Here is a 13455-nt window from a genome sequence, read left to right on the forward strand (position 1 = left end):
GCGCTTTTTTTACGGGCGGCGCCTATTTGTGCAGAATCTTGGCGACGGGAGCGGGGCGCAGGCGGAACGCGTCCGGCATGCCGGAACCCAGTAGCGGGCGCAGGTACAGGCGGAAGGCATCCGTCACGTCGGTGCCGCTGGCGCTGATAAACTCATCTTCCATGGTGCGCGTCTTGCCCGCTACCGCATCGAGCGGCAGCAGTTCATAATCGACCGAATAGAAGCCCGTGCGCTTGATGGCGACCGAGCCATTGCGCTGGCCCCACATGGCAAACTGCACAGCCTTTTCGCCCACTTCGCGTGCTTCGCGCTGGTCCACGTCGGATACGCAGCCGATGAAGGAGCGCTGCAGATAGCCGAAGGTGTCGCCCCGTACCCGCTTGATGCCCAGCTTGGCCTTGATCTCGTCGCACAGCAGATCGGCCAGCGCACCCGTGCCCGATAGCTGGACATTGCCATGGGCATCGTGTTCGATATCTTTTGCCAGCAGGCTGGCGATGGGCGTACCGGAGGCGTCGTGTATGCCTTCCGATACGGCGATTACGCAGCGGCCATAGCGCGCATAGCAGGCTTTGACGTCCTTCAGGAACTGCTCGAGCGAGAACACGCGCTCGGGCAGATAGATCAGGTGCGGGCCATCGTCGGCAAACTTCTTGCCCAGCGCCGAAGCGGCGGTCAGAAAACCTGCGTGGCGGCCCATCACCACGCCCACATACACACCGGGCAGCGAAGCGTTATCGAGATTGGCACCGGCGAATGCCTGCGCCACAAAGCGCGCGGCAGAAGGGAAGCCGGGCGTGTGGTCACTGCCGACCAGATCGTTGTCGATGGTTTTGGGGATGTGGATGCAGCGCAGCGGGTAGCCCGCTGCCTGCGCCTGTTCGCTGACGATGCGCACCGTGTCGGAGGAGTCATTGCCGCCGATGTAGTAGAACTGTTCGATCTGGTGCGCCTGCAGTACCTTGAAGATTTCGGCGCAGTAGGGCACGTCGGGCTTGTCGCGGGTGGAGCCCAGCGCTGACGAGGGCGTGGCCGCCACCAGTTCCAGATTGTGGCTGGTTTCGCGCGTCAGATCGACCAGATCTTCGTTGATGATGCCGCGCACGCCATGCAGCGCGCCATACACCAGACTGACATCGCGGAAGCGGCGCGCTTCCAGCACCACGCCGGCCAGTGACTGATTGATCACGGCGGTAGGCCCGCCTCCCTGTGCGACCAGAATTTTGCCTGAAGACATGCCTGCTCCTCCGTATCCGTTGAACCAGCTGTCCTCAGACTATAGCGCGAACTTCAGTGCTTGCCGATATGTTTATCGAGGAATTTTTCGACCCGGCTCCAGAAATCGTAGCGCGTGGCCGGCAGTGCCCAGCCGTGGCCTTCGTCCGGATACTCCACCCATTCGACGTCGGGATTGGTCTGCTTGACGGCATCGTAGAAGCGCGTGCCATGCACCAGCGGTACGCGCAGATCGGAGCCGCCGTGGGCCAGCAGCAGCGGGCGCGTGATGCGCGCTGCCTGCAGCAGAGGCGAAGTGGCTTTGAGCTGCTCGGCATCCTTTTCCGGGTCTCCCACCAGCTGCGGAATGCCATACTGTTTCCAGCTCTCTGACATGTCCGAAACATAGGCCCAGTGACCGGTGCGCAGCAGGTTGATGTCGGTGACGCCAGCCCATTCGATACCGCAGCGGTAGAGATCGGGATCTCTGACCAGCCCCATCAGGGTGGCGTAACCGCCATAGCTGGCACCTGCAATGCAGATGCGCTGGGCATCGGCGGTGCCGCGCGCGATGGCCCAGCGCGTACCGTCGGCGATATCGTCCTGCATCTTCAGGCCCCATTGCTTCCAGCCAGCCTGGAAGTGCTGCTTGCCGAAGCCGGTGCTGCCACGGAATTCCGGCTGCAGCACGGCATAACCGCGCGAGGCGAGGAACTGTACCTGCGGATCCCAGTGCCAGCTATTGCCACGCGTGAATGGGCCGCCATGTACCAGCACCACCATGGGCAGGTTCTTGCCTTCACCCTGAGGTACGGTAAGCCATGCGGGAATGTCGAGACCATCGCGGGCCTTGTAGTGCACCAGCATGGTTCTGGCCATCTGCTCCGGATGTATCGTGGGGTAGGCTTCGCCGAGGCTGGAGAGCTTCTGCGTTTCGCGGTTGTACAGCATGGTACGGTTAGGCCAGACATCGGCGTAGGCGTTCACCAGTATCCACGGGCTCTCGTTACGGCGCGCTACCGTCAGCAGATTGATGGTGTTAGGCAGCATGCTATCGACCTTGGCCTGCATGGCCTTGAGATCGTCATCCAGCCATTCCGTGGCATAGGCATCGCTCAGGAAGCGCACGCCCAGCAGTTTTTGCTGGTTGAGTATCAGGTGGCCGCTGAAATCATAGCCATCGAGCCGCACCACTGGCTTGTCGGACAAGGTCAGCTGGTTGAGGTCGAAGGTGTAGACGGCGGAGGTATTCTGGCCATTGCTGGCGATGACGTAGAGCGTGCCATCCGGACCAAACGAGAGCGGGGTGAAACTCCCCTTGCTATTGCCGTAGGCGTGGAACTCGGCCAGTTTGCGCCAGCTTTGCGTGGCGGGGTCGCGATACAGGATGGTGCTGACACCTTTATCCAGCGTCTGTACCAGCCGCGGCTCGCCCTGGAAATCGAGCAGCCAGTGCATGGCATGGTCGGGCGTTTCAATGCGCTCGGCGGCCAACCGGCCGGTGACGGTATTCACTTTTAGCAGGCTGACGTAGTCGATCTGGGCGCGGCCACTGTAGTGGCGCTCCTGCACATACAGGTAGTCGCTATTCTGCGCCCCTGCCTGACCCAGCAGGAAAGTGTGGTTGGACAGCAGGTCGCGGCTCAAGCGGGTGGCCGAAGCATCCGTGACGAAGGGGATGCTGGAGCGCATAGCCAGCTGGCGGAAACCGCTGCCATCGCGGTTGACCGCATACAGGCCGGGCCAGTAGCGCTGATTTCCCTGTGCTGCTTCGCGGTCGGCCGCCGTGAAAGCCAGGCGCTGGTCATTCACCCATTGAAAATCGCCCACGTCAGCATCGCTGAAATTACCTACAACAGTGATCTTCTGGGTTTCCAGTTCGAGCACGGCCAGCCGTTCGCGCTTGCCGCTGGCGCCGATCTTGACGGCCAGGTATTTGCCGTTGGGGGAGAGTACGGTGGCGCTCAGTTGCGGATTCGCGAAGAAGTCGCTGAGTGTGGGCTGCTCTGCAGCCTGCACCGGAGCACACAGCGATTGCACCAGCAACAGCGCAGACAGGAAGTAAGGGCGTAGGAACATAGAATGCTTTCTTGAATCGGATTTGGGCCATGGGCAACTGGCCGTTCCGGTCACGATAGCATCTAGTTGTTAAAAACGCCATATTGCGTTTGTATATTATTGTTCCGGCGCCCGGATGTAGTCGATCAGCGCCAGGGTGGCGGCGGCAGGCCGGGGGGTGCACAGGCTGACCACGATCATGCTCAGTATGCCGGCCGGAACACCGAAGATGCCGGCCGAGATAGGTGCAATGTGGAACCACTGGGCGGCGCTGCTGCCACCCAGAACAGGATTGGTGTGCAGCATGTAGTAGGCGCACACGCCGAAGCCCGTCAGCATGCCGGCCACGGCGCCTTGCGTGGTGCAGCGTTTCCAGAACACGCCCAGTACCAGCGCCGGGAACAGGGTGGAAGCGGCCAGCGAGAAGGCGGCACCCACCAGCGACAGGATGTCGCCCGGTTTCTGCGAAGCCGTGTAGGCCGCCACGAACGCCACGCCCAGCAGCAGCAGCTTGGAAATGGTCACGCGCTTCTGGGTCGAGGCGCTGCGGTCTACCGTTTTGTAGTACACGTCGTGCGACAGGGCGTTGGAGATGGCCAGCAGCAGGCCGTCGGCCGTGGACAGGGCAGCAGCCAGACCGCCGGCTGCTACCAGCCCGGAAATCACATAGGGCAGGCCGGCGATTTCCGGCGTAGCCAGTACCAGCACGTCGGCATCGATGGTGATTTCGGCCAGCTGGACGATGCCGTCGTGGTTGATATCGCTGATGCTGAACAGGGGATTGAGCTTGTCCACATTGGCCCAGTAGGACACCCAGTTGGGCAGGTGGTGGTAATCGATGCCCACCAGCGCGCTGTAGATATCGTATTTGACCAGTACCGCCAGCGCGGGGATGGTCAGGTAGATCAGCAGGATGAAGAACAGGGTCCAGAATACCGAGGTGCGCGCTTCGTGCACGTTCGGCGTGGTGTAGGAGCGCATCAGGATGTGCGGCAGGGCGGCCGTGCCCAGCATCAGGCAGAACACCAGCGCCAGGAAGTTGTTGCGCTTGATGTCGGAGCTGGCCGGATCGCCCGGATAGGGCGTGGCATGCGGGGTAATCGGCTCGGAGCGCGCCAGTGCCTGGGTGCGTGCTTCGCTCCAGACACGCTCGGCCTCTTCGGCCGATTTCGGATAGGCGATCAGGGCCCGCTCGGCGCTGCGGATTTCCAGCAGCGAGGCGTTGCGGTGTTTGACCTTGTCCAGCTTGTGCTGGACTTCCAGGCGTCCCGCTTCCCATGAGGCTGGCAGACCGCGCAGGCGCTGCTCGTAGTCGTCGGCGCGCTGGCGGAAGATGGCGCGCACTTCCGCTTCGCGCGGGTCGGCCTGCAGCACGGCTTCGCGTGCGCTCAGTTTGGGCAGCAGCTTGCCGTAAGCCAGTTGCGGGATGGGATTGTCGCTATGCTTGGCCGACAGCCAGACGGCCGGAATCAGGAAGGCCACCACGATGATGATGTACTGCGCCACCTGGGTCCAGGTAATGCCGCGCATGCCACCGAGGAAGGAGCACACCAGAATACTGGCCAGACCGAGGAAGATCCCGACCGAGAAATCCACTCCTGTGAAGCGCGAGGCGATCAGGCCCACGGCATAGATCTGCGCGACCACATAGGTGAAGGAAACGATGATGGTAGCTGCCACGGCCAGCAGCCGTACGACATTGCCACCACCTTCAGGGTTGGCGGCGCCGCCATAGCGTTCGGCCAGAAAATCGGGAATGGTGTACTGGCTGAACTTGCGCAGATAGGGCGCGATCAGCAGCGCCACCAGACAGTAGCCGCCGGTCCAGCCCATGATGTAGGCCAGCCCGTCGAAGCCGCGCAGATACAGGCCGCCGGCCAGACTGATAAAGCTGGCCGCCGAGATCCAGTCGGCCGCCGTGGCCATGCCGTTGAAGACGGCAGGCACGCGCCGCCCGGCCACGTAGTATTCCAGCACGTTGGAGGTGCGGCTGATCACGCCGATGGTGGCGTACAGCACGATGGTGGAAAACATGAACAGATAGCCTATCCAGATGCGCGACATGCCTTCCTGTTCCAGCACGGCCAGCGAGACCAGAAAACCGGCAAAGCCGGCCGTGAACATCAGATAGTAGCTGCGCAGGCGCTGGCGGAATGTGCGGGCGGCCTTCATGGGCGTGGCTCCGGCGTGCTGCCGGGCGTAGCGGCAGGGCTGGCAGGATAGGCCGTAGCGCTAGCAGCAGAGGCGGCAGAGCGGGGCGCGCGGGCCGCCTTGTCGAGACGCCGCATGCGCCAGGCGTAATAGGCCAGTATGCCCAGATACACCAGCGACGAGCCTTGCGCGGCCAGATAGAACGACAGTGGCCAGCCGAACAGATTGAGGGTGGCCAGTTCGCGTGCGAAGAAGGCGGCACCGAAGCCCGTCACCATCCACAGCAGCAGTAGCTGCATGGACAGGCGGCGCGTGCGCTGCCAGTGCTCGGCACGGGTGATGGGCGTGGGCTTATCCATAATACGGTGCTTCGCTTTCTTCTATGGGCGGCTCGGGCGGCAGCGGGAAGGCCAGCCGGAACAGGGCGCCCGGCAGCTTGGGCTGGGTGGCGCGGGGATTGTTATAGATTTCCACTTCGACGCCGTGCTGGTGGGCGATCTCGCGCACGATGGCCAGCCCCAGACCGCTGCCTTCAGCCTTGTTACCGAGGATGCGGTAGAAGCGCTCGAACACGCGCTGGCGCTCGGCCGGTGCGATGCCGGGTCCGGTGTCTTCCACTTCGAGGATGGCGTGCTGCTCGTCGCTGCGCACCCGTACGGTAACGCTGGCGCCAGCCGGGATATAGCGCAGCGCATTGTCGATCAGATTCGACAGCATTTCGCGCAGCATGGTGGGGTTGCCTTCGATTTCCAGCGGCTCGTCCGGGCCTTCGTAGCCGAGGTCTATGCGCGCCGCAAACGAGGCCGAAACCCAGTCCTGCACGGTGCTGCGCGCCAGATCGGACAGGCTGAGTAACTGCATGCTGGTGCCGGCCTGCGGCTGGTTTTCGGCGCGCGCCAGTGCCAGCAGCTGGTTGACCAGGCGGGTGGCCGCTTCCGAACTTTTGGCCAGCTGTTCCAGCGAACGGTGGATTTCCGCGCTATCGGTCTGGCGCAGCGCCAGCTCGGACTGCATGCGCATGCCGGCCAGCGGGGTTTTCATCTGGTGCGCCGCATCGGCGATGAAGCGCTTCTGCATTTCGATGGAAGAGGAGAGCCGCGCCAGCATGTCGTTGAGCGAATTGACCAGCGGCGAAATCTCTTCCGGCACCTGATTCGGCGCGATCGGACTGAGGTCGTCGGAGCCGCGTGCGCGTATGCGCTCCTGCAGCTGGGCCAGCGGTGACAGGCCGCGGGCCAGCGCAAACCACACCAGTGCCAGCACGATGGGCAGGATGATGAACTGGGGCAGTATCACGCCCTTGATGATTTCATTGGCCAGCTGGGCGCGTTTTTCCAGCGTCTCGGCCACCTGCACGAGGGCTAGTGGTGCTTCGGCGCCGGGCTTGTGTTCCAGCCGCACGTAGGCGTAGGCGATGCGCACCGGCGTACCGTGCATGCTGTCGTTGCGGAAGTGGACGTTGGCGCTGGTGGGCAGCTCTTCCTCGTCCAGCACCGGTGGCGGCAAATCGCGGTCGCCGTCGATATGCTCGCCGTGCGGTCCCTGAATCTGGAAATAGACATTATCGATATCGTCGGCACGCAGGATGTCGCGCGCCGAACCGGGCAAACCCTTGATCACTTTGCCATCGACGGCACGCACTTGCTGGGCCAGCACGGTGACGCTGTCTTCCAGCGCATGGTCGAAGGGCTGGTTGGCGATGGATTTGGCCACCAGATAGGTGATGGCGATACTCATGGGCCAGAGCAGCAGCAGGGGCGCCAGCATCCAGTCCAGAATTTCGCCGAACAGCGAATGCTGTATGCCTTCATCCGCCTCCGCCGCGGGCGGCTGGTAGTCCAGCGCAGCGTCCTGCTGCACGGCGGAGTTCTTTGTCACTTGGCCGGTTCCGCGAATTTCTCGAGGCAGTAGCCGAGACCGCGCACGGTGGCGATGCGGATGCCGCCCGTTTCGATTTTCTTGCGCAGCCGGTGCACATACACTTCGATGGCGTTATTGCTGACTTCCTCGCCCCATTCGCACAGGTGGTCGACCAGCTGTTCCTTGGAGACGAGGCGGCCGCTGCGCGCCAGCAGGATTTCCAGCAGCCCCAGTTCGCGCGCCGACAGGTCCAGCATCTGCTCGTTGATGTAGGCGCTGCGGCCCACCTGATCGTAGCTGAGCGGGCCATGCTTGACGATGGTGCCGCCACCGCCGGCGCCACGCCGCGTCAGCGCCCGCACCCGGGCTTCCAGTTCGGACAGGGCAAACGGCTTGGCCATGTAGTCGTCGGCGCCCAGATCAAGGCCGTTGACGCGCTGTTCGATCGAATCGGCCGCCGTCAGGATCAGCACGGGCAGGCGCGATTCGCGCGCACGCAGGCGGCGCAGCACTTCCAGACCGGATAGTTTGGGCAGGCCCAGATCCAGTATCAGCAGATCGAATTCCTGGGTGGCGAGGGCGGTGTCGGCTTCCTGGCCATTGCCTACGCAATCGATGGCATAGCCCGACTGGCGCAGTGAGCGGGTCAGGCCGTCGGCCAGAACGCTGTCGTCCTCGGCAAGTAAAATACGCATAAAACACTCCGGCTGTACGAGCCCGTATTGTGTTGCATTTCGCGGCAAGTAGCGAGTTTTTGTGATTACTCAAAAATTGTTTAAAAATCCTGCTTGCATTAAGCACTGTTTTTTTATACAGTACCGACTGTACCAACTACCCACCCCCGCTGAGAGAACATTATGGACGACAAAAAAGCTGTAGTACCTGCCTCTGAGAAGGCGAAGGCGCTGGCCGCCGCGCTGGCTCAGATCGAAAAGCAATTCGGCAAGGGCTCCGTCATGCGTATGGACTCCAGCATGCCGATCGAAGAAGTGCAGGTTGTCTCCACCGGTTCGCTGGGGCTGGACATTGCGCTGGGTGTGGGCGGTTTGCCACGCGGCCGTGTGGTGGAGATCTACGGTCCTGAATCCTCGGGTAAAACCACGCTGACCCTGCAAACCATTGCAGAAATGCAGAAACTGGGCGGTACCTGCGCGTTTATCGATGCGGAACACGCGCTGGACGTGGTGTACGCCCAGAAACTCGGTGTGAACCTCAGCGAACTGCTGATTTCGCAGCCGGATACGGGCGAACAGGCACTGGAAATCTGCGATGCGCTGGTACGTTCCGGCTCCGTCGACATGGTGGTGGTGGACTCCGTGGCCGCACTGACGCCACGCGCCGAGATCGAAGGCGATATGGGCGATGCCCTGCCGGGTCTGCAGGCCCGTTTGATGTCGCAGGCACTGCGCAAGCTGACCGGTTCGATCAACCGCACCAACACGCTGGTGATCTTCATCAACCAGATCCGTATGAAGATCGGTGTGATGTTCGGCAGCCCTGAAACTACCACGGGCGGTAATGCGCTGAAGTTCTACGCGTCCGTGCGTCTGGATATCCGCCGTACCGGCTCGATCAAATCGGGCGACGAAGTGATTGGTAACGAAACCAAGGTTAAAGTGGTCAAGAACAAGATTGCGCCACCGTTCAAGGAAGCTCACTTCGACATTCTGTACGGCGCCGGTACTTCGCGCGAAGGCGAAATTCTTGATCTGGGTGTGGAAGCCAAGATCGTCGAGAAATCGGGTTCCTGGTATAGCTACAACGGCGAGCGCGTCGGGCAGGGCAAGGACAATGCCCGTATCTTCCTGCAGGAACGTCCGGAACTGGCATGGGAAATCGAGAACAAGGTGCGCGAATCGCTGGGCGTGCGGGTACTGCCACCACTGGCCAGCGACAAGGGCGACACCGTGGTCAAGCTGAAATCCGTCGATAAAGGCGCTGACGCTGCCTAATCCGTCGCGTCTACGGTAGCGAGCCCGTCATGGCAACGGTCGAACTCAGTCTCAAAGCCCGCGCGCTGCGGCTGCTGTCGCAGCGCGAGCACAGCCGGCTGGAGCTGGGGCGCAAGCTGGCCCGCTATGCACAGGAAGGCGACGATGTGGAAGCCCTGCTCGACTTGCTCGAGCAGAACCGCTGGCTGTCGCAGGAGCGCTTTTCCGAAGCGCTGATCCACCGCCGTTCGGCCCGTTACGGCAATGGGCGGATTGTTGCAGAATTGCAAAGCCACGGCATCCGTGGCGAAGAACTGGACCGGCTCAAGCAGGGGCTGGCCAGCGATGAAACGGCGCGCTGCGTGGAAGTATGGCAGCGCAAGTTCGGTAGCGTGGCCGAAGATGCCCAGCAGCGCAACAAACAGATGCGCTTTCTGCTGCAGCGGGGCTTTTCCCAGCGGGCCGTGCAGACGGCACTCAAGGGCAGCGAACAGTTCGACGAGTAAAGCTTTGCCGCATTGCGTCATGCAATGTTTCTATGGCAGAAATACATTTTGTGAATCTCTTGTCAAAATAGCCTCAGATAGCAGATTTTGCGCGGAAAAACTTATGTTTGCGCGCAACAAACCGCCTCTATGTGCTACACTTTTAGGGTTTTTGCAGCGCCGCAGGTGCGGTAAGTGTCCGTAGAAGCTGCGGATACGTGCTTAACAGCACATGGCTGCTTACTAAATTTCTGTCGCGAAAGCGGCATCGGTCTATGTCCCTGTCAACCCCAGTTAACCGACGTGCGCTACGGCACACGCGCGCAATTGTCGTCCAAGCGTATGCACGCGAGGATGGTCTATGGGATCTTGACGCGCACATCTCCGATATCAAACAAATCGACACCGTGCTGGCCTCGGGCCCACGCGCTGCCGGTACTCCCCTGCATGACCTCCATTTACGCCTGACCGTAGACCGCCAGCTCAACATCGTCGATGCCGAAGCCGCGTCCGATGCTGTGCCATATCCCGGTCATTGCGATACCATCGCGCCCGCCTACAAGGAACAACTGGTGGGGCTGAATCTGATGCAGGGCTTCCGGCACGAACTGAAACAGCGTCTGGCCGGCGTCTCCGGCTGCACTCACCTGACGGAACTGGCGCAGATACTGCCGACCGCGGCCGTGCAGGCCTTTGCCAACGACGTCTGGGCGACCAATGATGCGGCCACGGAAGACCATGGCACGCCTCGTCAGCAACCGTTTCAACTAGATAAATGCCACGCGCTGCGCACCGACGGTGCGGCGGTGGCGCAGTTTTACCCGCGCTGGGTGGCCAAAGCAGCACCGAGCAGCGCGTAGCAATCTCTGCTTATAGAAATACCTTATTTCGCAGTATTTTCGTAATATCAACCGATTTTTACACATCAGCATCAGAAGGGAAGCCAGCATGAAAATCCATGAGTATCAAGGCAAAGAAATCCTCCGAAAATTCGGAGTGACGGTTCCACGTGGTATCCCGTGCATGACCGTTGAAGAAGCAGTCAAAGCTGCTGAAACCTTGGGCGGCCCAGTCTGGGTTGTGAAGGCACAGATCCACGCCGGTGGCCGTGGTAAAGGCGGCGGCGTTAAAGTTGCCAAGTCGCTGGAACAGGTTAAAGAATACGCTGACCAGATCATGGGCATGCAGCTGGTAACTCACCAGACCGGCCCGGAGGGCCAGAAAGTACGTCGTCTGCTGATCGAAGAAGGCGCCGACATCAAGAAAGAACTGTACGTTTCGATGGTAACCGACCGCGTTTCGCAACGCGTAGTGCTGATGGCTTCGTCCGAAGGCGGTATGGACATCGAAGAAGTGGCCGAGAGCCACCCAGAACTGATCCACTCGATCGCTATCGACCCATCGGTAGGGCTGACCGACGCAGAAGCTGCCAGCATCGCCGCTAAAATCGGCGTGCCAGAAGGCTCGATCGCTGATGCCGTGACCAACCTGCAAGGCCTGTACAAAGCCTACTGGGAAACCGACGCATCGCTGGCCGAAATCAATCCGCTGATCCTGACCGGTTCGGGCAAAGTCATCGCGCTGGACGCCAAGTTCAACTTCGACGCCAACTCGCTGTTCCGTCAGCCAGAAATCCTGGCTTACCGCGATCTGGACGAAGAAGATCCAGCGGAAGTAGAAGCTTCGAAATTCGATCTGGCTTACATCTCGCTCGACGGTAACATCGGCTGCCTGGTGAACGGCGCCGGTCTGGCCATGGCAACCATGGACACCATCAAGCTGTTCGGCGGCGAACCAGCCAACTTCCTGGACGTAGGCGGTGGCGCTACGGCTGAGAAAGTAACCGAAGCCTTCAAGATCATGCTGAAAAACCCAGGCCTGAAAGCTATTCTGGTGAATATCTTCGGCGGCATTATGCGTTGCGACGTGATCGCCGAAGGCGTGATCACCGCTTCCAAAGCAGTTTCGCTGCAAGTACCGCTGGTGGTGCGCATGAAGGGCACCAACGAAGATCTGGGCAAGAAGATGCTGGCCGATTCCGGTCTGCCTATCATCGCAGCCGACACCATGGAAGATGCAGCTAAGAGCGTTGTCGCCGCCGCTGCCGGTCAAGCTTAATTAAGGAATCAACATGTCCATTCTGATCAATAAAGACACCAAAGTTGTTACCCAAGGGATCACCGGTAAAACCGGCCAATTCCACACCCGCGGCTGCCGCGACTACGCGAACGGCAAAAACTGCTTCGTCGCAGGCGTGAACCCTAAGAAAGCCGGCGAAGACTTCGAAGGCATTCCAATTTTTGCTAACGTCACCGAAGCGAAAAAAGAAACCGGCGCCAACGTGTCGGTCATCTACGTACCACCAGCAGGCGCCGCTGCCGCTATCTGGGAAGCCGTAGAAGCTGAAATGGATCTGGCCATCTGCATTACCGAAGGCATTCCAGTCCGTGACATGATGGCTCTGAAAGACCGCATGGTCAAAGCCGGTTCGAAAACCCTGCTGCTGGGCCCTAACTGCCCAGGTCTGATCACTCCAGACGAAATCAAGATCGGCATTATGCCTGGCCATATCCACAAGAAAGGTCGTATCGGCGTGGTTTCGCGCTCGGGTACCCTGACTTATGAAGCAGTGGGTCAGCTGACCGCACTGGGTCTGGGCCAGTCGTCGGCAGTTGGTATCGGCGGTGACCCGATCAACGGCCTGAAGCACATCGACGTGATGAAGATGTTCAACGACGATCCAGATACCGACGCCGTGATCATGATTGGTGAAATCGGTGGTCCAGACGAAGCCAATGCGGCTCACTGGATCAAAGACAACATGAAAAAACCAGTGGTCGGCTTCATCGCTGGCGTTACCGCTCCTCCGGGCAAGCGCATGGGCCACGCCGGCGCGCTGATCTCGGGCGGCGCTGACACCGCACAAGCTAAACTGGAAATCATGGAAGCTTGCGGCATCAAAGTCACCAAGAACCCATCGGAAATGGCCCGTCTGCTGAAAGCCATGCTGTAATCACAGCTTTCCGTTAATGGAATGAAGGGGAGGGAGCGTAAGTTCCTTCCCTTTTTTTATTTCCGAATGACAAAATTTGTCAGTGCCAAAAAATGGCGCTCACTTTTTATGCTGGACTGACAAAAATGGGCAGTCGCGGAGCGAAAAAGTGACAGAATTCGTCAGAATATGGCCAAAATACATGGCAAAACAGGCTGGCACGGTGCTTGCTCAATGGAAAGTGTAGACAACAAATTTTGTTCAACACACCCCCAGGAGTCAAAAATGAAAACCATGCACATGATGAAAAAACAAGCACAAGCCGGCTTCACCCTGATCGAACTGATGATCGTGGTTGCCATTATCGGTATCCTGGCAGCAGTCGCAATTCCTGCTTACAGCGACTACACCATCAAAGCCAAGATGGCGAATGCACAAGGCGCGATCGATTCGATCAAATCGGCTGTGGCACTGTGCGCTCAAGAAGCGGGCGGCGACCTGAAAGGATGCGATGCTGGTCAGAAAGGCGTGCCAACCTTCACCGAAACCAAAGAAGTGAAATCCGTTACTGTGAAAGATGGCGTGATCGAAGAAACCTTCTCGACCGGCGTGGGTAAAGACATCGACGGCCTGACCGCCACCTTCGCCCCAACCATTGCTGCTGGCGCTGCTAACGTTACCTGGAATGTGACCACCACCGTCACCAACGAAACAGCCAAAGCCGCACTGACCAAAAACAACGTGACGCCTTAATCTCACGATG

Annotated in this window: 12 protein-coding genes; 6 read left to right on the forward strand and 6 right to left on the reverse strand. The window is 60.1% G+C overall.

What is annotated here, in order from left to right; genetic code table 11:
* Nucleotides 1-22: 22 nt before the first annotated feature.
* The 6 genes from GTP23_RS01075 to GTP23_RS01100 all read right to left on the reverse strand — a co-directional run bounded on the left by GTP23_RS01075 (nucleotide 23) and on the right by GTP23_RS01100 (nucleotide 7979).
* Nucleotides 23-1237, reverse strand: coding sequence for a 6-phosphofructokinase (locus tag GTP23_RS01075; protein WP_161033503.1), 1215 nt, complete (start codon nucleotides 1235-1237; stop codon nucleotides 23-25).
* A gap of 53 nt (nucleotides 1238-1290) precedes the next feature.
* On the reverse strand, nucleotides 1291-3294 hold the full coding sequence (locus GTP23_RS01080; RefSeq protein WP_161033504.1) for an alpha/beta hydrolase family protein: 2004 nt from the start codon (nucleotides 3292-3294) through the stop codon (nucleotides 1291-1293).
* Nucleotides 3295-3390: 96 nt separating this feature from the next.
* Nucleotides 3391-5445, reverse strand: a complete 2055-nt coding sequence (locus GTP23_RS01085) for a sodium:solute symporter family protein (protein ID WP_161033505.1) — start codon at nucleotides 5443-5445, stop codon at nucleotides 3391-3393.
* Complete coding sequence (locus tag GTP23_RS01090) at nucleotides 5442-5783, reverse strand: DUF4212 domain-containing protein (RefSeq protein ID WP_161033506.1); 342 nt, start codon at nucleotides 5781-5783, stop codon at nucleotides 5442-5444. Before GTP23_RS01090 ends, GTP23_RS01085 begins: the two co-directional genes overlap by 4 nt.
* Nucleotides 5776-7302, reverse strand: coding sequence for a sensor histidine kinase (locus GTP23_RS01095; protein WP_161033507.1), 1527 nt, complete (start codon nucleotides 7300-7302; stop codon nucleotides 5776-5778). The genes GTP23_RS01090 and GTP23_RS01095 overlap by 8 nt, the downstream gene beginning before the upstream one ends.
* Entirely contained in the window at nucleotides 7299-7979 is a 681-nt protein-coding gene (locus GTP23_RS01100; RefSeq protein WP_161033508.1) for a response regulator, read from the reverse strand. The genes GTP23_RS01095 and GTP23_RS01100 overlap by 4 nt, the downstream gene beginning before the upstream one ends.
* 162 nt (nucleotides 7980-8141) lie before the next feature.
* Between GTP23_RS01100 and recA the strand changes: the two genes are divergently transcribed.
* The 6 genes from recA (at nucleotide 8142) to GTP23_RS01130 (ending at nucleotide 13445) form a co-directional block, all read left to right on the forward strand.
* Nucleotides 8142-9236, forward strand: coding sequence for a recombinase RecA (gene recA / locus GTP23_RS01105; protein ID WP_155432744.1), 1095 nt, complete (start codon nucleotides 8142-8144; stop codon nucleotides 9234-9236).
* A 29-nt stretch (nucleotides 9237-9265) separates the two neighbouring features.
* On the forward strand, nucleotides 9266-9721 hold the full coding sequence (recX, locus tag GTP23_RS01110; RefSeq protein ID WP_161033509.1) for a recombination regulator RecX: 456 nt from the start codon (nucleotides 9266-9268) through the stop codon (nucleotides 9719-9721).
* 254 nt (nucleotides 9722-9975) lie between these two features.
* Nucleotides 9976-10560, forward strand: a complete 585-nt coding sequence (locus GTP23_RS01115) for a DUF2889 domain-containing protein (RefSeq protein ID WP_155432746.1) — start codon at nucleotides 9976-9978, stop codon at nucleotides 10558-10560.
* Between the two features lie 88 nt (nucleotides 10561-10648).
* Nucleotides 10649-11818: an ADP-forming succinate--CoA ligase subunit beta gene (sucC, locus tag GTP23_RS01120; protein WP_155432747.1), complete on the forward strand. Its 1170-nt coding sequence runs from the start codon at nucleotides 10649-10651 to the stop codon at nucleotides 11816-11818.
* A gap of 13 nt (nucleotides 11819-11831) precedes the next feature.
* The gene (gene sucD / locus GTP23_RS01125) at nucleotides 11832-12713 is read left to right on the forward strand and encodes a succinate--CoA ligase subunit alpha (RefSeq protein WP_155432748.1); all 882 of its coding nucleotides are present in this window, start codon (nucleotides 11832-11834) and stop codon (nucleotides 12711-12713) included.
* Between the two features lie 264 nt (nucleotides 12714-12977).
* Entirely contained in the window at nucleotides 12978-13445 is a 468-nt protein-coding gene (locus GTP23_RS01130; protein ID WP_161033510.1) for a pilin, read from the forward strand.
* The last annotated feature ends 10 nt before the right edge of the window (nucleotides 13446-13455 follow it).

The organism is Duganella fentianensis (assembly GCF_009857835.1).
GTDB lineage: Bacteria > Pseudomonadota > Gammaproteobacteria > Burkholderiales > Burkholderiaceae_D > Rugamonas > Rugamonas fentianensis.